Consider the following 21,759-nt stretch of genomic DNA (forward strand, 5'->3'; position numbering starts at 1 on the left):
AATTTCGCCAACTACACTGGCAAGCCACAAGTAGGACAACTCAGAGTTGAGGCTGTCAGGCTGAACGCGCCACTTTGTCGTTAGCGCTGAGAGTTCCAAGTCGCCAGGACTGTTACGGCTCAACGGTGCGACTGCCCTCCGAAACATGCCACCCTTCTAGGACTTGTCTGAGATCCCAAACGCCATGTCGATTCTGCCCGGGAGACATGCACTGGGGGTTCCCGGCGATCGGGTCCTAGAGAACTGGCAGTACCGTGCCGACTGCAGCTTCGGATGGACGTAGCCTGTTGGTTCTTGCCCTGGGGTAGCAACGGATGGCCAAGGGTAGGAACTGATAGCCTGCAAGACTCGGTCCTCAGCAAAGGGTGCTTACCCAAGACTCCAAACTAGGCCGTTGGTTACGGCCGAATGCTGCTACGCATCGGCATCTGCTCCTCTTCGTCCCGCAATTCTCTTTCGGTCCCGAGTGGAGATCGCCCGATCACGCCTTACGAAACCGTGCACTTGAAAAGTCGGATAGGTAACAGCCTGGACAGAGGCTATCGACGACGGATCGGTGAGCGGAAGCCGCATCGCCTCATTGATATCTTGGGGCAGCTCCGCTTTGTCCAGTCCTTGCTCAGCGAGTACTTCGAGGTGGGTCAGGAGACTGACGGTGGACCGGGTCACCCTCCCATGAACTTCTGGGTCTTGATGTGCCTGCATCACTTCATCGACAACATGCTCCAGACGATTAACATGGGGCAGAGCGGCGTAGTCTTTCCAAAGATCTTTGTATTTTTGGTTGCGGCCGCTGAGGGTCAGTAGTATTCCGCCAGGCACGAGCGAGTTCGCTAGATTCTCAAGTTCAGCCTTGAAGCTGTCCATCATGGAAGAACTGGTTACGAAGTTTGCCACGATGATCAAGTCGTATGCCGAAGGCGAGACCCTGGTGGCTGCATACTGATTTAAGTCTTGATAATCAGTGTCGAGTTGGAATTGCCAGAGTTCATCCTCATCGAGAATTTCCCTCTTCATCCTTTCTCGAGCATTAATGTGGAGCTGACCGGGACTGAAGTTTTCGAATTCGGGGTACGTGATATTGAAGAAACGCGTCCTGAACGGTCCGCGTTCCCTCAAAGATTGACGGTCCTCAATGTTCAGTAGCTCTTCGGATAGGCCGTGGACTATCTGCTGCCATGCGCGGCCCCTGTCAAGGGTGTGCGCTTCTGTATTTGACGAGATTTGAAATACCTCGCTGCGTGATTTTGCCCAGTCCGCGAGTACGGCATAATAGTCGATTGCGGCGTAGGAGGCGGGGGCCGGACCGGACCCCACTTCAAGTACCCTTAGCGGCCTGCCGGGCTTCGCTAAGGGCAGTATCCCAAGCTGGAATAGCCGATCCAGAGTCTGGGATACGCGATGGTATCGATCAATTTGGTGCCAGAGAAGATACGCGAAAGCATCGGGAGTCTCATTAAAGGTAAGTTCATCGCATCGTTCCAGTGCTGATCGAAGCTGCGAGACGACATCGTTGGCGGCGTCAGGGGTTGTGACCATCCGTTTGAAAAACCTGACCGTGGCCGTTGCGAAATTGATCGCGTAGCGTTGCCTTCTGATATAGGCTTCTTGACCCCTTGCTAGCCACTCAGAAGAAAGGGCGCGTTCCCATTGACCGGCTGTCGGTTTATGCGCACTGGTCGATGATGATTCGGTCAAAGTCGTTCACTTTCGCAGTCTATTTTACTAAGCACGTTGCGGGCGGTAAGCCGGGGTGCGCCGATTAGGACGCTAGTCATGAGGATCTTCCGACAATGGTTATGACATCGGCTACGGGACATAAAAGGTCTACCACGGCAAGGCCGCCGAGGCTCGGTGCCAGCATGTACGGGCGAGGCGCGGCCACTATCTGGGTGGAAGTGGTTCATGCCTCCTTCGACGGATGTGCCCGATCGACTCCCCGTATTTACGATCCGGGGAGTGAACGTGTTCGTAATGGGTGCCACCCCATGAGGCTATTGAGGTTGACGCCGGCGTGGATCTTGCACGAATTGAAGGTGCCCGCCAGATTTTACCTGACCGTGCAGGCCGGAGTTCCCGGGTAGTATTTTGGCAACGAAACGAGTAGGAGGGGGACCGGTATGGCGCGCGCGGACTTGCTGCTGGACCTTGTCGACGCTGAGCGTCGCGGTGACCGTGATCGTTTCCGTGTTCTCGTTGAGGCGGTCATCGCCGAGGAGCGAGCGAACCAGCACCATCTCCTGGCGGACCGACTCTCGGAGATCATAACCACTACCGGTCAGGGGCTTGTTCGGGACGACCGTGCCGCCGCGATCCGCGACCTGGTTCAAGAGGTGGTCCCAAACCGACGTCTAAATGAACTCGAACTTGCCACAGTTCCACAGCGCGTCGTGTCAGAGCTTCTTGAGGAACAGAAACGCGCAGACCTGCTCCGCAGCTACGGTATTGAACCACGCAACAGACTTCTCCTCTCTGGTCCTCCGGGAAACGGCAAGACCAGTGTCGCCGAAGCCATTGCTTCAGAGCTGATGCTTCCCTTTTACGTGATCCGGTATGAGGGGGTCGTGTCTAGTTTCCTCGGAGAGACCGCCGCCCGCCTTGACAACGCGTTCGAGTTTGCGCGCACGCGTCGATGTGTCTTGTTCTTCGACGAACTCGACACGATCGCAAAAGAGCGCTCTGACGAACACGAGACCGGCGAAATCAAGCGTGTTGTCTCGACGTTACTGCTGCAGATAGACAGGCTTCCTGCGCACGTTGTCTTTATAGGTGCCACGAACCACAGTGAACTTCTTGACCGCGCTGCGTGGCGGCGATTCCAGATAAGGGCCGAGTTGGAACCACCGGGCCGGTCGCAGGCCACACGATTCCTGGAACGACTCGCTGCACGACTTGGCGGAGACCTTGGCTTTTCTCCGCGAACCTTGGCCGACAAACTTGCGGGGGCGAGTTACGCCGAGCTGGAGGAATTCGCCTTGGATGTGCGGCGTCGCGCGGTACTCGAATTGCCAGATAGTAATCTTCGACGCATAGTTCAGGAACGCCTCGAACATCGGAGAGGCCTCCTAACAGATTGACTGGGGAGCATTAAATGGGGGAAAGTCGACCGCTCTTGGCATTCGGTCCGCCGGTGGTGGGTAGACGGCCCGCTCAGCCACAGCGTGCCATGCCGCGCCTATCCAAACCTACGGCTAAGCGGCAAGGCGAGCGGCTTACACCAAAGTTTGGGGAACTGAAGGCGGCATTCGACGCAGAACGAGCCCGTCTTGCGCCGGATTTGCCGGATGAAGTTGACCCCACCCTCGTGGTCGTTCTTGACCTCGCCGGTAGTGTGAAGGACTTCCGCAATGCAATCAACAGGGTTGAAGGTCTGGAGTTCCTCACTGAGCTCCTCGGTGACCCGGCTGATGCGGACGAAGACTTCTTTATAACGGCGCGTGATAGTGACCCCACCGATAAGCCGGTCCCGCACTCTCTTTACCTGGTGATGTCTAACGTCAAAGCGATCGAGGAGTTGCTTCGGCTGTTTGCCCTGTGGCAGGCGAACCCGGCGGCGTCATTTGAACACGGTTTTGGAAAGTTCAAAGCCGCTTTTCAGCAATTGGTTTCGATCCGCAGATGGGGGCCCGAAGACCGCGTCCGTGAAACCGGCCTGCTGGACCGCTGGATAGAGGACCTCGAAGCAGCCGGGCAATGGATCAGCACCGTTGTCGTCGAGATTGAGTTGTGGTTTCGGCGGGATGCAGCTCAACGATCTGCCGCTGAGGCTCACGTTGAGGAGATCGTTGTGAGCAGCGGCGGGCAGATCCTCGACCGATCGCAGATCAGCGAGATCGAATACCATGCGATGCTGGCAGAACTGCCGATCCAGCAGGTCGAGGCCGTCCTCGCCGACGGCGCTGCCGCTATCCGGCTCCTCACCGCGAACGAGATCATGTTCGTCAGCCCGTTCACTCCGATGAGCGTAGAGCCGGCGACACTCGAGCCTGTGACGACTACCACTGTTCCGCCGACCGATCGAGTGCCGGGACTTCCACGTATTGCGTTGTTAGACGGCCTACCCTTCGCGAATCATAATTCTCTTGCAGGACGTCTCCTGATTGACGATCCCGACGGGCTCGAGGAGGAGTACAGCGTTCCGGCGCGCAGCCACGGCACAGCCATGGCGTCGCTGATCATCCACGGAGATCTCACCGCAGGTGAGGAACCACTTGACCGGCCTCTGTACGTTAGACCCATCATGCGCCCCCATGAGTTCAATCCCAACCACGAGCAGGTCATCCCCAACCGACTTTTTGCGGATTTGCTCCACAACGCCGTCAGACGCCTATATGTCGACGAAAAGGGTGGGGAGGGAGTCGCCACCAGCGTCCGCGTGATCAACTTGTCTATCGGCGCACCAGCTCGCGCCCTCAGCCGCAGAATGAGCCCCGTCGGGCGACTCCTCGACTGGCTGGCACTCACCTACAACCTTTTGTTTGTCGTGAGTGCTGGTAATCACCTGAACCCGATAACCATCCCAGCCGGGGCAGCACATGATGTAGAGTCGGCTCGCTCTGCAGCGACCCGGGCCGTTTACGAAGCAACTTTGCTGAGGGGTATGCTGCCTCCCGGAGACGCTATGAACGCTCTGACGATCGGAGCGGTTCACGACGACTCGCTCGGCGACGTGGGAATCCCGGACACTGCTTGGGACATCACACACTCCGGGGCGCCAGCTCACTACACTGCGACAGGTCCCGGTGTTGACCGCTCTGTCAAACCCGACCTCCACCACGCGGGAGGACGAGCTCTGTACGTCCGCCCGATTGTGCAGTCAGACGTTACTGAAGTCTCAATGCAGCTGGCAACGACGGGGCTGACCGGACCCGGTCTTCAAGTAGCTACTCCTGGAAGGGGTGGAGCAACAGACCACACCGTCTTTACAATCGGTTCCAGCAACGCCACCGCTTTGGTCACCCGCGAGGCCAGCCGCTTGTTCGACGTGCTCGAAAGAAGAACCGCGAGCCCCGAGGACGCACCCCTCCCAGATGCCCAATATCACCCCTTGCTCGTTCGCGCACTGCTTGCCCATGCAGGAAGCTGGGGGGACTGGGAAGCTCGTTTAGGCCGCGAACTTGGTCTTGACCGTCGGCAGCTCACAGCCATCCTTGGCTACGGCCGGCTTGACGTCTCCCGTCTAGGAGTCGCCGCGACCAACAGGGCCGTGCTCGTTGCGGGTGGCCACATCGGACGCGATGAGCGCCAGACCTACGAACTTCCTCTACCGCCATCTTTGAGCGCACGCGCAGAATGGCATCGGTTCACGATTACCCTGGCATACATGGTCCCGACTGCAGGCCAGCTGACCAGATACCGGAGCGCAAAGGTCTACTTCGACACACCCGACACGAATCTTGCTGGAGGGGACCGCGTGCAGGGGAACCACATAATGGTTAGGAAGGGAAGCCTTCAGCACGAAATCGTGCAAGGAACCCGAGCGATGGTGTTCGGGGAGGAGGACTCGTTCCCCATTCACGTCGAGTGCATGGACGATGCAGAGCGATTCGGAAGAGGCAAAGCTGTTCGCTATGCTCTCGTCGTCTCAGTGGAGACCGCGGACCGGACTTCAACTACAATCCATGACGAGGTCCGAGCAAGACTGCGTCAACGTGCACGGACGGCAGCCCGTGGACGGGTCCAAGGGTGAGCTGCGAGAGCCAGTCTGGCGTGTTAGAGAGTATTGCTCAGGGTTACTTACTCGATCGAATTCTCTTATTCATCGGTCATTTCTAAAGAAGTCCCGACACTTAGAGGGTCGGAACCCAATCAGGTAAAACTTTGGACCTTCGTGTAGGCGTATCCAGAGCGTCGACTTGCCGTGCGACCCGTCACCCTGATCGAAAGCCGGTGGACGGTTGGGGGCCCGTAGAAGTCGTTCCAAACCGCTGGCACAGCATTCGCGGAGGTTTGCAGAACCGGCGTAAGCGTCAACAGTTTTGCCCTTGGACTCCGGTACACCCGCTAGACTACCTTGGATTCCGCATGGTTCCGCGACTTCTCAGTGTTCGCTAGGCACGAATCCCTTTCGAGTCGCACTTCGGGCACTGTATTGTCGCAGGTCAGGGGCCTATATGGCCCCTGACTGTTGACAAAGCTTGACTTTTCGGACGTCTTCATCGTTTATGACTTCGCATCGTTGGCAGCGAGCACTGGATCGGTGCAAACCCCGCGTAGAGCAGTTCAGACGTTTCCTTGAGAACTCAACAAGAATCCCTAGTGGCGTGAGAACTGGGAGCCAGGGCACGGGTCGTGCACTCTTATCCGATGGTCCGGTCCCTGCTGCGGACTACGACGGCGGCAAAGCAGACACTCGGCGCGCACCGGGGAGTACTGTTCCCGGACGACGCGTCAAATCTATGACATACTCCACCGGATTGGCAATCTCGGAACGGCAGACAACTGCCATTGGACTTCCAGATATTGCTGGATTCTTCCCTGCAAGCCAGTGGTAAGTTACGCTCCATTCATACGTCATCAAGAACCGAAGGGGGCATGGATGGGATTCCTACGGCGGCTCGCGCAAAACATCGATTTCAAAGAGCGCAAACGCCAAGCGATGACGAGGTATTACGAAGAATCGGCGACTCTTAATTACATGGAATCAAAACACGGTGCGCGTTTCCACACTGCCGAGGACAGACGGAGGCAATCCCTATTGGTCGAGCAGATGAGGCTGGCCTTAAAGGAGGAGTTCCAGGTTTCTATTTGATTTGTAGCTTGTCGATTCTCGACACTGTCAGGCAACAACTATGCTTTGGAGGCGAATATGGCAATTGCAACAACGGTACCGTCAGCTCAGATCGAAGGGGTTCCCTTGATGTTGTCCCTTATGGAGACAGTTTCAACGAGGGATGTTGGACCTGGATCACCTGAAATGGGGGCCATGACAAAGTACAAGACTTTTACTGGCGAGAAGATCAATGGCCAAGATGTCTGGAACATGGACTATCACGATGATGATGTCTAACAACGGCACGCCTTCAGGATCTGAGGGAAAACGACAGCCAATGACACGTGGCTAACTCTCGCAGCACGCTTGGAGGTACTCTCGGAGTCATCCTAACGAGCGAACTAGAGGGGCCGGTCCAGTCAGTGTTGGACATCAAGGCGGCTAGGGGCGATGAAGTAATGCTCATCGATCCTAGCCGTCCGGACAGTTACCGGATCACTCTGGGTACTGGAACTCTCAAAACCATCCTGGAGTCCTCTGACGGACGAGCGGTGTGCGTGGATGAGGGGTTAAGAATATGGCTGCGAAGACCAACCCTTCCTGATGAATCGTGCTTTGGTTCTGAAGATCTGGACACGCGCAGATACCAAGCGCGTGTGTATCGAGCCGCTTGGAAGTCGTTGTTCTCATTGCCGGCGTGCTGGATGAATGACGCGTTGAAGTCTCGTGCTCTCGAAGTCAACAAGAATTTACAGGCCCACATTGCTGCTGCAGTGGGCTTACGCACGATCCCGACGTTGTTGACCGATGACCCCGAGCAATTTATGGAGTTCGTATACTCCTATCAAGATGGTGTTGCTCTTAAGTCTCCCGTTTCATGGCATCGGACCGATAGGGAATCGGGCAGCACGATGGCAACTTATACGCGTCGTCTCGCTGTTTTGGAGGCCATGCGACTTGCTCCGCAGGTAGCCCATGCACCAGTGATTGTTCAGCCGTACGTGGAGAAACTCTATGAGCTACGAGTCACCATAATTGACCTCAAAGTTTTCGCATGTCGAATCGACTCCCAATCCTCCCTGCAGACAAGCGTGGACTGGCGGCATTACGACCTAGACAATGTTCGACACGAGGCGATCTCGCTCCCAGATGAGGTATCGAGGGCTCTCCAACAGTTCATGCGGAGGTCCGGACTTAGATTTGCAGCAATCGACATGATCGTTGATCGGAATGGGCGCCACGTGTTTGTTGAAGCGAATCCCTCAGGTCACTACAGCTGGATAGAATCGATGACCGGAATGCCTATCAGCAAAGCGATTGCCAGTTGGCTGACGAGCCCTACTTCCACTGATTGAGGGTCGACCTGAAGTAGCAAAGTCTGGGTTTCTCTGTTACCACTGTTTGAGCCAGGCCGCGGCGTGGGAACGGTTCTTGTTAGAGTCCAATGGTGACTGAGATGAATGGGCTGAGCTAGCCATGGCAACGCGGCGTGGCCCGTTGTGTTCAATGAACGTGTGATGCCTTTACGAGCGGTTCCAAGCCATTGAAAGAAGTGGATAAACAAGAAGCAGGGCGGATATCGCTCGGCGCTACCAAACTAGTAGGTAGCGCCGAGCGATGGCGGATCCTATGCGTATAAGTGCGCCTTGGTCTGAGGCGTAAGCGCTCATAACTCACTAACTGACCTTCATTTATCCCGTTCTCTGCGTTCAACGCGACCGGCTACCGCGGGGAACCGCGCCGAACGACGGGACGGAGCTAGGCTTGAGCATGTCATGTCGTTGTCTGGGTTAAGCTGCCATGAATGTGTGTGAAGGAGGGACCTGATGAAGTCGTCTTGCTCAATGCCGGTGGGCACTTCGGACAACCAATATGTACTCGTCTCCCCCGCGTACCGCATGGCCCTGCCCCCGCTCAGACGGCGTCGCAGCGACCACATACAACGGCAAAGACAGTGTGTGGACATTGTCCACACTTTCCGCCCCGGACTGGCTCGTACAACCGCCGGACTGGCCCGGATTCCGCATGTTTCCGCCACTTCCCAGCAATAACAAGAGCGGGAATCGCGTTCGAGTCCCACCTCGGGCACGGCGTACCCCCTCGTCAGAGGGGTTTTTGCTTTAACGTGTGTACAAAGTCGACAAGTGCCTCCGGCGCTCTTCGATATGCGGTCATCACGCCAAGGGGTTCGCTTCGGTGTCCCCGGACACATGATGGAACTCATCGATCGCCAGCACGGTGCCGCTAAGACGTTCCGATCTTAACGAGGACGACGGCGGGAGTTTTCCTCCCGCCGTCGAGCGCTGTTTGCCTTGCCGCCCAGCATTGTTGGCGCGGCGCTCAGCCGTCAAGCTTGGAATGCTCGCCCAGGCGGTGCCATGAACGGTTGTGGTAGACCAGGGCGTCGCCGGGTTGACCCGCTGGGACGTCACGCATCACGCGGGACTCCAGGGCGTGAACGGCGATGATTGTGGAGGTCCCTACTTCCATGCGATTGATGACGGCGCAGCGCACCCAGGCGCGGACATCGTCATACACTGCTTCGCCGGTGGCAAGGGCCGACCAGCGGTGAGTCTGGTTAAAGCGGTCGGCGCCGGGGGTCGCTCCAAACTTCGCCAAGTCGACGTCGTGCGCGTCCAGCAGGTGCACCACGACGGTTTCGGCGCGCGAAAGCACCTCTGACGCAGAGGACAGGGCCGAGACCGAGAAAATCAGCAAGGGAGGTTCCGCGCTCACTGACACCACGGAGGATACTGTCAGTGCCACCGGTCCTTCACCGGCATCCGCCGTGATGACGGCGACACCTCCCGGGTGGCCACGGAACAGTGCTTTGAATTCGTCGGCAGAGAGGGAGGACGGGAAGCTTTGGTTCGGAGCCCCCAGCCAGGTGTCTGGGGGGTAGGCATGAAACATCGCTAGGACACCTTGGGGGTGGAGCGGGCGAGTTCCTCGCGAACGATTCTCGTCCCTGCGCTGAGGGCACTCAGCTTGGCCAGTGCGACGTCCCGGGGGAACGGGGCCATGCCGCAGTTGGAGCTGGCAATGAGCTTGTCCGCATCAACGAACTGCAGGGCCTTGCGGAGGGTGTCGGCGACTTCCTCCGGGGTCTCGATGGTTTCGCTCGCGACGTCGATTGCCCCGAGCATGACTTTCTTGCCGCGGAGGAGCTCGATGAGGTCCATGGGCACGTGGGAGTTCTGGGATTCCAGCGAGATGATGTCGATGCTGGAGCTCTGAAGCAGCGGGAACGTTTCCTCGTACTGCCGCCACTGTGAGCCGAGCGTCGCCTTCCAGTCATTGTTCGCCTTGATTCCGTAGCCGTAGCAGATGTGCACGGCGGTCTCCGCACGCAGCCCTTCTGCCGCTCTCTCAAGCGCAGCCACGCCCCAGTCCTTGACCTCATCGAGGAAAACGTTGAACGCGGGCTCGTCGAACTGGATGATGTCCACGCCGGCCGCCTCCAGTTCTTTCGCCTCCTGGTTCAGGATCGCAGCGAACTCCCAGGCCAGCTTCTCGCGGCTCTTGTAGTGGTCATCGAAGAGCGTGTCCACCATGGTCATGGGACCGGGAAGAGTCCATTTGATCGGCCGGTCGGTGGTTGCACGGAGGAACTTTGCGTCGTCGACAAATACCGGCCGCTCGCGGCGCACGGGTCCGACGACGGTCGGCACGCTCGCGTCGTAGCGATCGCGGATGCGCACGGTCTTGCGCTGTTCAAAGTCGACCCCGCTGAGATGCTCGATGAAGGTGGTGACGAAGTGCTGGCGGGTTTGCTCGCCGTCGCTGACGATGTCGATGCCGCGTCGGCTCTGCTCATGGATGGCGATGCGCAGCGCATCCTGCTTGCCCTCGCGCAGCGCATCTCCGTCCAGCTTCCACGGGGACCAAAGAGTCTCCGGCTGTGCGAGCCACGATGGTTTGGGCAGGCTTCCAACAACGGTGGTGGGCAAAAGTGTGTTCATGATTGACGATTCTCCGTGGGTCAGTTGACGAGAGCGGGGTATTTGGCGGTCCACTGGTCCAATAGATCCTTGTGGGGCGTGATGAAGTGTTCCTCCGTGTACTTCGCCTGAGTGACCGCGAGCTGACTACGCTCGACGCGGTCGTAATCGATCTGGGTCCGCGAGTAATCCTGCTCGCCCAGGCTCGGCTGATAGACGACGGCGGCGGCGGAGTTCGCGTTGTAAATTTCCGGGCGGTAGATCTTCTGGAACGTCTCCATGGTGCTGATCGTGCCGATGAGCTGCAGGTTGGAGTAGTCGTTGAGCAGGTCGCCGCGGAAGTAGAAGGCCAGCGGCGCAACGCTGCCGCGTGGCATGAAGTAGCGAACCTGCAGCCCCATCTTTGCGAAGTAGGCGTCCGTCAGTGAGAACTCGTCCTGCTGGTACTCGACGCCCAGGACGGGGTGACGGTTCTCCGTTCGCCGGTACGTCTTGGTCGTGGAGACGCTGATGCACACCACTGGCGGCTGCGGGAAACGTTCCTGGCATGCCGGGGAATCGAGGAATTGCTGGAACAGTTTGCCGTGCAGATCGCCGAAGTCCTCGGGAACGGTGGGCTTGCCTGCCTCCGCTGATGCCGCCGGCAGTACCACGCTGAAGTCGAAGTCACGGACGTAGGAGGAGAAGTTGTTCCCCACGATCCCTTGGTGGCGGACCCCGTTCAACTGGTCGACGATCTGGATGTCGAGAACCTCGAACAGGGGGAACTTCTGGTCCGTGCCTTCGGCAGTGAACTCTATCTGCACGGAGACGATCTCAAACTCGAGCGTGTAACGGTCCCGGTCCGGGTTGTCCCAGCTGGCGAGATCGTTGAAGCGGCGCCGAATCATGGTCAAGGCGTTGCGGAGGTTCTCCTGGCGGTGCTCGCCCCTAGCCAGGTTGGCGAAATTCGTGGTGATCCGCGAGCCTTCCGACGGGGAGTAGTCCTCGTCGAAGGGAGTCGTGGTGATACTGAAGGTGAAGTCGTCTGCCATGTGCTGCCAATCCGTTGATGGGCCGGAGACGGCCTTTCCGAAGGGGATGTATCCATGGTGCAGCCTTGGGCGGGGTATCAGGTAACTAGTGGTTGCTATGCATTGATATAGAATTTTCCTATGGCCCAGATTTCGAGCGGATTGACCCTGCAACAGCTCCGCTACTTCATAGAAGTTGCAGCGGAGGGGTCGATCTCCGCGGCTGCCGATCTTCTCTATGTAGCGCAGCCGACAATGTCCGCAGCGATGAAGGACCTTGAGGCCCGGGTTGGCCGTGCGCTCCTGGTTCGCTCCGCCCGCGGGGCCACCCTCACTGCCGACGGGGTGGAGTTCCTTGGCTACGCGAGGCAGGTCGTGGAGCAGTTTGCTCTTCTCGAGCAGCGCTATCTTGGCAGGCCGCCGCGGCGACGTCTGCTAGGTGTGTCAACGCAGCACTACTCGTTCGCCGTGGACGCCTTCGTCCGGATGGTCAAGGCCACTGATGTAGCCGAATACGAGTTCTCGCTCCGTGAGTCCCGCACCTGGGACATCATCGAGGATGTCCGGACGCTCCGCAGCGAGATAGGCATCCTCTACCGGAACGATTTCAACCGGAAGATCATCGACAAGCTGCTCCGGGAATCCGGGCTCGCGTTCACTCCGCTTTTCCTCGCCGATCCGCACATTTTCATTTCACGGCACAACCCGCTCGCCTCAAAAGAGCGTGCGACCCTCGATGATCTCGCCGGGATGCCGCGGCTAACCTTCGATCAAGGTGCGAACAACTCCTTTTACTTCGCCGAGGAGATTCTCTCCACCATGTCCAGTAAGCAGGAGATCCGCGTCTCTGACCGTGCCACGATCTTCAACCTGATGATCGGGCTCCACGGCTACACGATCTCCACGGGCATCATCAGCGGGGAGCTCGACCCGGAGATCGTCGCCATCCCGCTCGACGTTGACGAACGCATCGAGATCGGTTGGATCGGTCATGCCGCGATTCCGCTCACCGACCAAGCGCAGCACTACCTCAGGGAATTGCGGGCCGTCGTCGCCGAGTTCGGCGTAGCGCTACTCGACTGACCGCAGTTGAGCGCGCGGGTCTTTACCCTTCAGTGATGGGACATAGTTGTTGCAGCAACACAGTGGGTGAGCTGCCTGCACATCCCGGAACACCTAATACCTATTCGGCGCCATCGATACTAGTTGCGGTGTCCTCAGCTTGCGCTGAACGGCCGTTGTACTCGTCGTCAGTGATGTGCTCGCCCCAAAGGGTGGTTTTGAGGGGTCTTCGCCGTTTTGAAGCATGGCAAGATGTTCCATGAAGCAGCCGGGGGCGGCGGCGTGAGGAGCAGCAACACGCTGGCGGTCGTGAGCGCCGCGCTGACCTGTGAGGCCATGTCCAGTGTGGCCGTCCCGCTCTTGGGGATTGTTGCGGCGGCGGCGACTGCGATGCCGAGCCCCAGGCAGGTGCCTACTTGGTGGAACGTATTTACCAGTCCTGATGCGGCTCCGGCGTCGTCGGCCGGTGCCGTCGGCACGGTGCGCCTACAAAATGCGGGTCAATGGTTCCGGTATTCCCAAACAGCGACATTATCTACCACGTCGCTGCCCCTACCCTTAATCACGTCAGCGCCGCTTCGGCCGGTAGGTTCGCCCAAAACTGCGTTCGGCACCCTCATATATCTGGACGAGCTCCCAGTCATAGCGGCGCCCGCCGGGGACATCGAAGATGCGGGTGCCATCGCCGAGGAACACTGGGGCCACGAAGACCTGCAGTTCGTCGATGAGGTCGAGTTCCAGTGCTTGGCGGGCGATGTCGGCGCTGATGATCTGAACGTCCTTGTCGCCTGCGATCTCCTGGGCACGGCGGACCGCCTCCACGACGTCGCAGTTAAGCGCAATGATGGTGGGGTCGTCGGCGATCTCCTCCGGCCGGTGGGTAAGGATGATCTCGGTCCCGGACCAGGCACCGCCATAAGCCTCGGCGGTCATCTGATCCCGCTCGTCCCTTTGAGCCTTCGCGGCGTCGTAGCCGTCCCTGCCGGAGATGATCACCGCGACCTCGCCCGCCATCCGCTCGGTGGTGCCATTGTCGAGTGGTTCGGCATCGGCTAACCAGCTCATGTCATGTCCGGGCCCAGCTATGAACCCGTCGATGGAGCATGTGAATCCCCAGGCTACTTTGCCCATGTCTGTTCCTCGTGTGGAAGGTTGTCTGCGCTGCTCGATGACTACCTGCGGTTGAGTGATGGGTCGACTCTACTCCAGGATGAAAATGGCCGGTCCGAGGTCGATGATGGTCACGGGATATAGCGGGTTGCTCAAGGAGTTCGCGCAGGGTGCGAGCGTAGAAGGTCAGTCTCCGGCGGTCCGCGCTTGTTCCAGATTGGCTGCGTTCGCCAGCGCCTCGCTCAGGCTATCCCGCTGCTCGTCGGTGAGCTCTGCGGCTGCGACCTCCGCCAGCAGTACGCCGGCCCGCGCCCCGTCACCGAGCCGCATCGAGAGCTCGGCGCCGTAGACCAGCGCTTCCACAAGGTCTGTGACCGGCGTCGACGCGCGATGCCTGTTCAGTGCGCTGTCCAGGATCCGGGCGGCCTGCCCGGTGTCGCCTTTTGAGTCGCCCAGCACGACCGCGTTCTGCATGGCCTTCGCGAGCTGGCTGGACGGTTCGTCGGTGATGTCGCCCGCCGCGTCGGTGTTATGGAAGATCCGGATCCAGTTGCCCCCGGGGTCGACGACCGAGAAGCCGGCGGCGTTGCCGGTGTTTTTGCGCTTGCGTGGCTTGGTCATTCGCGGGATGCCGGCGACCAGCACCTTGCCGTGCACCGCCCGCATACCGGCGGCGAAGGCTTCGTAGAGGGCCATGGTGTCCTCGACCAGGACCACGCACGACCCGTACGAAGCCTCCGGGTCGAAGCCGTCCAGCCCAAAGAACTGCAACTGGAAGTCTTCGCGACGGAGGCCGACGCAGGGGTAGGGCTTGGTCTGCCAGTAAGTGCGTTCGAATCCGAGCATCTGGTAGAAGTCCGCGATCTCGTCGATGGATCGGCAGGGTAGCAGTGGGACTGTGATCTCGCCTGACATGGCTTCATCCTCACGCGTAGGAGAGCAGCAACTCTGCACAGCGTACGGCAATGCTGCGAAGGTTGCTCAGCAGCGCTGGCGGCGGCCCGGGTTTCACCGGAGTCTAATTGGTGCGGTCTGGTTGGTTGAAGGTGAGGCCGAGCAGGGCATTTTCGGTGACTTCGGGTAAGGCGGGGTGGATCCAGTATTGGTTTGCAGCGAACTGGCGCACGTCGAGGTCAAAGGCCAGGACTGTGATCATTTGCTGGATGAGGGTAGATGCTTGAGGACCCATGTAGTGGGCGCCGAGGAGTTTTCCGGTGTCTTGGTCGGCGATGAGTTTGCAGATGCCGGTGGTGTCTTCCAGGGCCCAACCGTAGGCGACGTCCCCGTAGCTCTGGACCTTGGTTGTCACGTTGTGGCCGTCTTCGCGGGCTTGGGATTCGGTCATTCCGACGGTGGCGATCTGGGGGTGGGTGAACACGGCGGCAGGGACGTGGTCGTGCGGCATTCTCTGCAGTTTTTCCGGGTTCAGGAGGTTGTGGCGTACGGCGCGCATCTCGGCGTTGGCGACGTGTTTGAGCATGTAGGGCGAGGAGACGTCGCCGAGGGCCCAAACACCTGCAGCGGAGGTTGACCGGCCGTACTCATTGACCTTGATGCGCCCGGCGCCTATCGTCTCGATCCCGCCGGAGGGCAGGTCCAGCAGGTCCCCGTTGGGGATGCGCCCGGTGGCCACCAACAGTACCTCCCCGGTGGCGGAGGAGCCGTCGTCGAGCCTGACCGTTATTCCCTGGTCTGTCTGGTCCGCGCCGATGGTGGTCCGGCCGGTCCGGATATCGAAGCGTTCTACGGCGAGGTCGTTGAACGGGCCGTGCAGGTCCTCGTCGAGGTTTCGCAGGAGCGTGGAGCGGGCGATGATCGTGACGTCAGTGCCGAGCGCGTCGAAGGCGTGGGCGAACTCCATGGCGATGTAGCCACCACCGATGATTACCAAGGACTTGGGTAGCCGGGGGAGCCGCATGATGTCCTCGTTGGTGTGGTACCGCACGCCCGAGGCAGAGATGGCCTCGGGGACGACGGGCCGGGAACCTGCGGCGATGACTACTTTGTCACCTGAGATTGTTCTCTGGTGGGCGCCTTGGCCCGTGCGCAAGGTGCGTTCTCCGACGAAGACGGCGTGCTGGTCGTAGACGTCGATGTTCGGGGTCCGTGGGCCGCGGCGGTATTCCTCACCGGCGGCGGCGATTGGGTCGACGCGGTTCTCGAAGATCCGGCTGACTATGCCCGGCCAGTCTGCGGAGTTGACCTCGGCATGGAGGCCTAGCCGTGTAGACCTCGCGGTCTGCAGCGCGGTATCGGCGGTGTGGACGAACATTTTCGAGGGGATGCAGCCGGCGTTCAGGCAGGTGCCGCCGAACGACCCTTCCTCGATGATTGCGATCGACTGGTCTTCGAATTCGGGTCCGGGAATGGAGTTCCCTGAACCGGTGCCAATGATGACCAGGTCGTAGTGCCGATCTACGGTGGTCTTGCCCGCAGGGGTGTGCATAGGGATGGTCCTCACGGTGGGGTCTTCTCAACCTTACTGAACACGACCCAAACGGGATAACCTCGCTCAGGTGCACGTGCACGCAGAGGGTGCAGACTTTAGTGCATGAAGATGATTGCGGGACGACGGGCAGCACTAACGCAAGAATCGGCATTGAAGGACACGACGACGATGGCGGGCAGCGTCTACGACGACGCAGTCAGGGCCGTCCGGGCGGGCGAGCTCACCGCGGATGAAGCCGTGAACCAGCTGATCGACCTGATGACGGATGGGGAGATCCTCGGCCTGCTCGACGGAGACTCTCCCAGATTGCTGCTCCCGCTCATCCCCATACTCCTCGACAGGGTGCCGTTTGTGGCCGGGGCGGTCGCGCGGCTCGGTATACCGGGTATTCGGTTCAGCGACGGTGGCCGCGGTGTTGTGATCGGCGCCTCCACGGCTTTCCCGGTGACGATTGCGCGGGCGGCGACCTGGGATCCATCGCTGGAGGAACGCGTTGGAATCGCCATAGGTGTGGAAACCAGGGCGCGGGGAGCAAATTACTCCGCCTCTGTCTGCGTGAATCTCCTCCGCCACCCTGGGTGGGGTCGGGCGCAGGCGTGCTACGGGGTTCCTGCTCAAGGGAGGCGATCCGTGTTCCCATGCCGGCTCGGTCCGGATTGAAGATCAGGACTACCCTGTCGAAATGTGGCGCAAGAGCGTCACTTCCCACGTCTGCCCACCCAAAGCCTTGCAACCACCGGTCGCGACCGTCCGTGCGAATACATATCCAGCTGAACCTTCCACCCGTAGTCCTGGTTCGGGTGTACTCCGCTCAGGCAGGGCCGGGGCGGAGAGCCGATATTGCCACGTTCGTGTCGAAGGACACGCGCGGGAAAGGTGGTGGCACTAAGTGCAGTGCGTCTCTGGACCACTGGTTCGGGTTTGCGTGGAATCCGGTGGACGTATTACTGTCTTGCTACTAAACCGGTATGGGCGACAGCCCGGAGAGGAGGAGCGCATCACCGCTGACCAATCCAAGCACCACGTCCCATTTCCGTTGAAAGCCCCTTCCGGGGGCTTTCCCTATGTCTGACAGTAATTCGGGGGCGAAGGGTATCGTAAGCATGCTTATGATATTCGGTAGTTTGGATGTCCCGACAGATTCGGTCGGGGTCTTGGTTCTCTGTCGTTGTGAGGAGTAGTCCATGGTCAGCTTTCGGCCCCTGGCCCGCATCGCCGCGGTTTTGACCACCCCGCTTGCGCCGGAAGACGTTCTGGCCCTGTTCAATCCGGTGTATTCGTCCCGGCAGTTACGCGGGATCGTGACCAAGGTCGTCCAGGAAACTGCGCAGTCGGCCACTATCTTCTTCCGTCCCGGCCGCGGCTGGCACGCCCACCTCGCGGGCCAGTGGGCGAGGATCGGCGTCGATCTCAACGGGGTCCGCCAATGGCGTTCCTATTCACTGAGTGCGCCGGCGGGCAAGGATCCTGCCATCACCGTCACTGACGTCGGGTCCGTGTCAGGGACCCTGGTCCGGAAGACCAAGGTTGGTGACGTCCTTTTTCTGGCTCCGCCTCAGGGCGACTTTGTCCTCCCGGAGCACCCCCGTTCACTCCTCATGCTCACTGCGGGAAGCGGCATCACACCCGTCATGTCGATGATTCGGACACTTGTCCCAAGCCGCCCCGACGCAGACGTTGTGCTGATCCATTCCTCCCGCGACGAAGGCGACAGTATCTTCCGCGAGGAACTGGCTGAACTCGCTGATCAATTTCCCAATTTCCGCTTGGTGCAGTGGCACACCAACGGCCGTGGCCGCTTGAACTTCACATCCACGGCCGTCCTGGAAGAGGTCTGCCCGGACTGGCGTGACAGGGCAGCGTATGCGTGCGGCCCTGAGTCTTTCCTGGATGACGCCGAAGCTATGTGGAACCACGCAGCGTTGACTGCTGTGGCCACATCAGGCGAGGAAACCAATGGTGGAACAGGCCACGGCTCGCTCACTATCGAACGATTCAGCACCGAGCTCCTGGGAGGCGAAGGCAGCGAAGGTGGCGTGGTCACGTTCGAAGCTTCCGACCGCGAGGTTATGGCCGACGGCGGGGTCCCCATCCTCGATGTCGGCGAGGACGCAGGGGTGCTGATGCCCAGCGGCTGTCGCATGGGCATTTGTCATAGCTGTCTAACTCCTTTGCTCGCCGGAAGGGTCCGCGACCTTCGCACCGGTGAGATTCATGGGACGCCCGGGGAACTTATCCAAACCTGTGTCTCGGCAGCCGCCGGGCCCGTCAACCTCGAAATCTGAGGAGTACAACCGAATGTCAGTAGTTTCAGCCAAAAGGTCCGCCGCCGCCGTCGAACCCAAGACACGTCCTGGTGCGCTTGCCGATGGGGGCAGGCCCACGGTGCGGCCACCGGCAGCCGCACATCTGAGCGACGAGCAAGTGGCCCAGCTGGGCCGTGAGCTCGATGCGCTCCGTGACGAGATCCTTGCCAAGCGGGGCTCCAGCGACGCCGCCTACATCAGGCGCATGATCAAGATCCAGCGAGGGTTGGAAATCTCCGGTCGTGCGGCGCTACTTGTAGGCAGGAACAAGGCCGCCTGGTTCACCGGCACAACACTCCTCAGCGTGGCAAAAATCCTGGAAAACATGGAACTTGGCCACAACATCCTCCATGGCCAGTGGGACTGGATGCGCGACCCGGACATCCACTCCACCACGTGGGAGTGGGACTTCGTTACCCCGTCGCGGTCGTGGCAGCATACGCACAACGATCTCCATCACCGCTGGACCAACGTAGTTGGCAAGGACCGCGACGTCGGTTACAACCTTTTGCGCATGGACCCCGATCAGGAGTGGAAGCCCTTCAACCTGGGAAATCCTCTCTACAACGCCTTGCTTGCACCCGTTTTCGAATGGGGGATCGCCATCTACGATTTGGAGATCCCCGAGTACAAGGAAGGCCTGAAATCCAAGGAGGCCATGAACAAGGACCTCAAAGCGCTGGGGCGGAAGGCACTTAAGCAGTTCGCCAAGGACTATGCAGCCACCCCGGCTCTGGCCATGCTGTCGGGTTCAGGGAAGCAAGCCCTCTATGGCACGCTCGCTGCCAATGCCATCCGCAACGTCTGGGCCCATGCGGTCATCTTTTGCGGCCACTTTCCCGAAGGAACGGATACGTTCACCGAGGAAATGGTGGAAGGCGAGACGCGCGGCGACTGGTATGTGCGTCAGATGATCGGCTCCGCCAACATCTCGGGGCCGCGGTTCATGCACCTCATGACAGGGAACCTGTCGCACCAGATCGAGCACCACCTCTTCCCCGACCTTCCTTCCAACCGCTACGCCGAGATCGCACCCAGGGTCCGCGATATCTGCGAACGTTACGGCCTGAAGTACACCACCGGACCGTTGCCGAAGCAGGTCGGCTCCGCGTGGGCTAAAGTCTTCAAGCTGGCACTGCCCCCAAGGCGCTGAGGCCTCCGCGGCTACAGTGGACTTGGCAGGGAGTCACAGCGGAGGGTGCCAGCTCCAGGGAAGTGGTACAGGCGGAAAGCAAGTCCCTCAGGAACTCTTTGGTCGCAGCCTCGCTGCGATTCGTTGCAATGCGTCGTCGACAGGAGCAAATGTTGGGGGCAGGTTCAGCCGGGGGAGGCGCGTCCGGGTAGGCGTCAAATGCCTCCATCTGTGCCCTCATCAGTGGCTCACTAAGGCCCGCCTCCAAGGAAGGAATGCCTTCCAGCAAGGGGAGCCGGGCGGCGATGTCGGGGTGAAACGGCATGGGGTTCCTTTCGGGGTTTGCAGCTTTCAGCCGGCGCTGACGAGGAGGCTAACCCTCACCCCGCTGATGTGCTTGTCCGAGAGGATCTCGAGGCGCTCATCCCCGTTGAGGAATCGTCCTTCCGTTAACCCGGCGTCTGTTACTACCAACTCCCTCACTGCATCAAGCTCAATTTCACAACCGGGCTTGTGGAAGTCCACTTGAGCTCCTTGGCCTACCACAATGAACTCGGTGGGACTGATGGCCAGGACCATCCCGAAGGGACGGGCGTCTCCGGGGGTGGGGCCATGGGTGGCAGCAACGGTTTCTTCCAGGAGTTCAGGCGCCGGAGGAACTCGAACGCCTGCGTCCAGGAGCATTCCTTCGAGAAGCTTCCTGGAATTTCGAACCGTAATTGCTGTACCCGCCAGTTCCGTGCTGATGGATTCCTCTTCCCGGTCGAGGGCGAAACCGAAAATACGGCCGTCGCGCTGGGCATCAACGATCTCTGTAGTCAGGGAAGTGATAATGGAGCAGGCGGCGCTGAACTGGTTGCCTTCCCTGCCTTCCTCCACACCGAAGACGTTGTAGCCCAGGCCATCAAAACCGCCTATGGCCAAGAACGCATCTCCGGCCCGGAATCGCGCTTCGGGGATGAAGAGGGGATTGGAAGCGGAGGCGTATTGCCGCATGACTTCCTCAGCATTGGGAACGTAAATGTCCGGTGCCAGGAAGTCGATGGCCGGAGCCGCGGCACGCCACACCGGAACCATGCCCGCCGTCGGACCGCCGCTTGGGTACTGGCCAGGCAGGTCCTGGCCGCGTTGCGGGCCGATCCACGCGTTGGCGTACGTGGGGAGAGGCAGGACTTCCTTTCCGGCTGCTGCCAAACCGCCCACAAAGGATGCAAATCCCCAGGCCATGAACGTCTCTTGAGCAACGGGGTTGTCATCGCCGAAGTGGTCTGCCCAGCTCATGCTACCGTCCGGACTTGAGCCAAGGGCCTGCACAAACTCCTGGTCAAAGGAATCCGGAGCTTGGGAAACCGCAGCAATCAACTGCTCAGGGAGCGGTGCATTCCAGGCGGCCTCGGCCAGTGTGCTGTGGTCTCTTCCTGCACCCAGCAGCCCAACCTCGTTTTCAACCTGAACCATGATGACTGTATGGTCCGGATCGATCATGGCCAGATGCTTCATCAGTGCAATGTAGGCAGTTCGGTCCGCTTCAAATAGATTCTCAGAGAAGACGGACAAGCTTGGCCGCGGCATGGATCCCGGATACGAGAAGGGGGTCTTCAACGGTTTGACGCCTCTGTCCGCGCGCGGAAAACGTTCACGGTCAGAGCGAACCCAGCCGGGGGCATAGGTGGAGAAAGCGTTCTTGAACGCCCCGAACCAAATCAAGACCAGACGGACGCCGGCGGTCCGAGCGTCCTCTACCAACCCGTCCACGATCGAGAAGTCGAACTCTCCCTCCACCGGCTCTGTTTGTTCCCAGGACACAGGAGCGATGACAGTGTTGACCGCGGACTTTGCCAATTTGTCCCAAATAGGCGACATGTAGCTCCGGTGCGACGCACTCGAATTATGCAGTTCACCCCCGATGCAGAGAAACGGCTTCTCCTCAACAATGAGCCGTACGTGGCCGCCTGTCCGCTCGAGTCGCGGGAGGTTCTGGTGTGCCATGGTGATCAATCCTTAATGCTTGGTGGGCGAAATAAGTTGGTGGGC

Annotated in this window: 17 protein-coding genes; 8 read left to right on the forward strand and 9 right to left on the reverse strand. The window is 59.7% G+C overall.

The features are described from left to right. Positions 1 to 414: 414 nt before the first annotated feature. Entirely contained in the window at positions 415 to 1,698 is a 1,284-nt protein-coding gene (locus tag ACNAOT_RS09990) for a hypothetical protein (RefSeq protein WP_420180905.1), read from the reverse strand. Between the two features lie 422 nt (positions 1,699 to 2,120). Here ACNAOT_RS09990 and ACNAOT_RS09995 point away from each other — a divergent pair, with 422 nt between their 5' ends. The 4 genes from ACNAOT_RS09995 (at position 2,121) to ACNAOT_RS10010 (ending at position 8,067) form a co-directional block, all read left to right on the forward strand. Continuing rightward, on the forward strand, positions 2,121 to 3,077 hold the full coding sequence (locus ACNAOT_RS09995; protein WP_420180906.1) for an AAA family ATPase: 957 nt from the start codon (positions 2,121 to 2,123) through the stop codon (positions 3,075 to 3,077). A gap of 227 nt (positions 3,078 to 3,304) precedes the next feature. After that, positions 3,305 to 5,689: a S8 family peptidase gene (locus ACNAOT_RS10000; protein ID WP_420180907.1), complete on the forward strand. Its 2,385-nt coding sequence runs from the start codon at positions 3,305 to 3,307 to the stop codon at positions 5,687 to 5,689. 1,119 nt (positions 5,690 to 6,808) lie between these two features. Next, positions 6,809 to 7,009 (forward strand): hypothetical protein, encoded by a 201-nt coding sequence (locus ACNAOT_RS10005; protein ID WP_420180908.1) that lies wholly within the window; start codon positions 6,809 to 6,811, stop codon positions 7,007 to 7,009. A 125-nt stretch (positions 7,010 to 7,134) separates the two neighbouring features. Next, on the forward strand, positions 7,135 to 8,067 hold the full coding sequence (locus tag ACNAOT_RS10010; RefSeq protein WP_420180909.1) for an ATP-grasp domain-containing protein: 933 nt from the start codon (positions 7,135 to 7,137) through the stop codon (positions 8,065 to 8,067). A 985-nt stretch (positions 8,068 to 9,052) separates the two neighbouring features. On the opposite strand, the gene ACNAOT_RS10015 is transcribed toward ACNAOT_RS10010, so the two are convergent. The 3 genes from ACNAOT_RS10015 to ACNAOT_RS10025 are packed head-to-tail and all read right to left on the reverse strand — an operon-like array spanning position 9,053 to position 11,687. Next, a complete protein-coding gene (locus ACNAOT_RS10015) occupies positions 9,053 to 9,625 on the reverse strand; it encodes a flavin reductase family protein (RefSeq protein ID WP_420180910.1) in 573 nt (190 codons plus the stop codon). Between the two features lie 2 nt (positions 9,626 to 9,627). Continuing rightward, positions 9,628 to 10,674 carry a methionine synthase gene (locus ACNAOT_RS10020; RefSeq protein ID WP_420180911.1) on the reverse strand — a complete coding sequence of 349 codons (1,047 nt, stop codon included), beginning with the start codon at positions 10,672 to 10,674 and terminating at the stop codon, positions 9,628 to 9,630. Positions 10,675 to 10,694: 20 nt separating this feature from the next. Further along, positions 10,695 to 11,687, reverse strand: coding sequence for a DUF1852 domain-containing protein (locus ACNAOT_RS10025; protein WP_420180912.1), 993 nt, complete (start codon positions 11,685 to 11,687; stop codon positions 10,695 to 10,697). Between the two features lie 120 nt (positions 11,688 to 11,807). Here ACNAOT_RS10025 and ACNAOT_RS10030 point away from each other — a divergent pair, with 120 nt between their 5' ends. Further along, the gene (locus tag ACNAOT_RS10030; RefSeq protein WP_420180913.1) at positions 11,808 to 12,749 is read left to right on the forward strand and encodes a LysR family transcriptional regulator; all 942 of its coding nucleotides are present in this window, start codon (positions 11,808 to 11,810) and stop codon (positions 12,747 to 12,749) included. A gap of 167 nt (positions 12,750 to 12,916) precedes the next feature. On the opposite strand, the gene ACNAOT_RS10035 is transcribed toward ACNAOT_RS10030, so the two are convergent. The 4 genes from ACNAOT_RS10035 to mtr form a co-directional block, all read right to left on the reverse strand. Continuing rightward, positions 12,917 to 13,207, reverse strand: a complete 291-nt coding sequence (locus ACNAOT_RS10035; protein ID WP_420180914.1) for a hypothetical protein — start codon at positions 13,205 to 13,207, stop codon at positions 12,917 to 12,919. A gap of 88 nt (positions 13,208 to 13,295) precedes the next feature. Then, complete coding sequence (locus ACNAOT_RS10040) at positions 13,296 to 13,859, reverse strand: dihydrofolate reductase family protein (protein WP_178992703.1); 564 nt, start codon at positions 13,857 to 13,859, stop codon at positions 13,296 to 13,298. 165 nt (positions 13,860 to 14,024) lie between these two features. After that, positions 14,025 to 14,753, reverse strand: a complete 729-nt coding sequence (locus ACNAOT_RS10045; protein WP_420180915.1) for a hypothetical protein — start codon at positions 14,751 to 14,753, stop codon at positions 14,025 to 14,027. Positions 14,754 to 14,856: 103 nt separating this feature from the next. After that, a complete protein-coding gene (gene mtr / locus ACNAOT_RS10050) occupies positions 14,857 to 16,284 on the reverse strand; it encodes a mycothione reductase (RefSeq protein ID WP_420180916.1) in 1,428 nt (475 codons plus the stop codon). 105 nt (positions 16,285 to 16,389) lie between these two features. Between mtr and ACNAOT_RS10055 the strand changes: the two genes are divergently transcribed. The 3 genes from ACNAOT_RS10055 (at position 16,390) to ACNAOT_RS10065 (ending at position 19,746) form a co-directional block, all read left to right on the forward strand. Next, the gene (locus tag ACNAOT_RS10055; protein ID WP_420180917.1) at positions 16,390 to 16,947 is read left to right on the forward strand and encodes a glycoside hydrolase family 3 N-terminal domain-containing protein; all 558 of its coding nucleotides are present in this window, start codon (positions 16,390 to 16,392) and stop codon (positions 16,945 to 16,947) included. Between the two features lie 524 nt (positions 16,948 to 17,471). Beyond that, complete coding sequence (locus tag ACNAOT_RS10060) at positions 17,472 to 18,572, forward strand: ferredoxin reductase (protein WP_420180918.1); 1,101 nt, start codon at positions 17,472 to 17,474, stop codon at positions 18,570 to 18,572. Positions 18,573 to 18,585: 13 nt separating this feature from the next. Then, a complete protein-coding gene (locus ACNAOT_RS10065) occupies positions 18,586 to 19,746 on the forward strand; it encodes a fatty acid desaturase family protein (protein ID WP_420180919.1) in 1,161 nt (386 codons plus the stop codon). Positions 19,747 to 20,076: 330 nt separating this feature from the next. Here the strand turns inward: ACNAOT_RS10065 and ACNAOT_RS10070 are convergent, their stop codons facing one another. Further along, a complete protein-coding gene (locus tag ACNAOT_RS10070; protein WP_420180920.1) occupies positions 20,077 to 21,714 on the reverse strand; it encodes a DUF5597 domain-containing protein in 1,638 nt (545 codons plus the stop codon). Between the last annotated feature and the right edge of the window lie 45 nt (positions 21,715 to 21,759).

The sequence above is a fragment of the Paenarthrobacter sp. TA1.8 genome (assembly GCF_048595705.1).
GTDB classification, from domain to species: Bacteria; Actinomycetota; Actinomycetes; order Actinomycetales; family Micrococcaceae; genus Arthrobacter; species Arthrobacter nitroguajacolicus.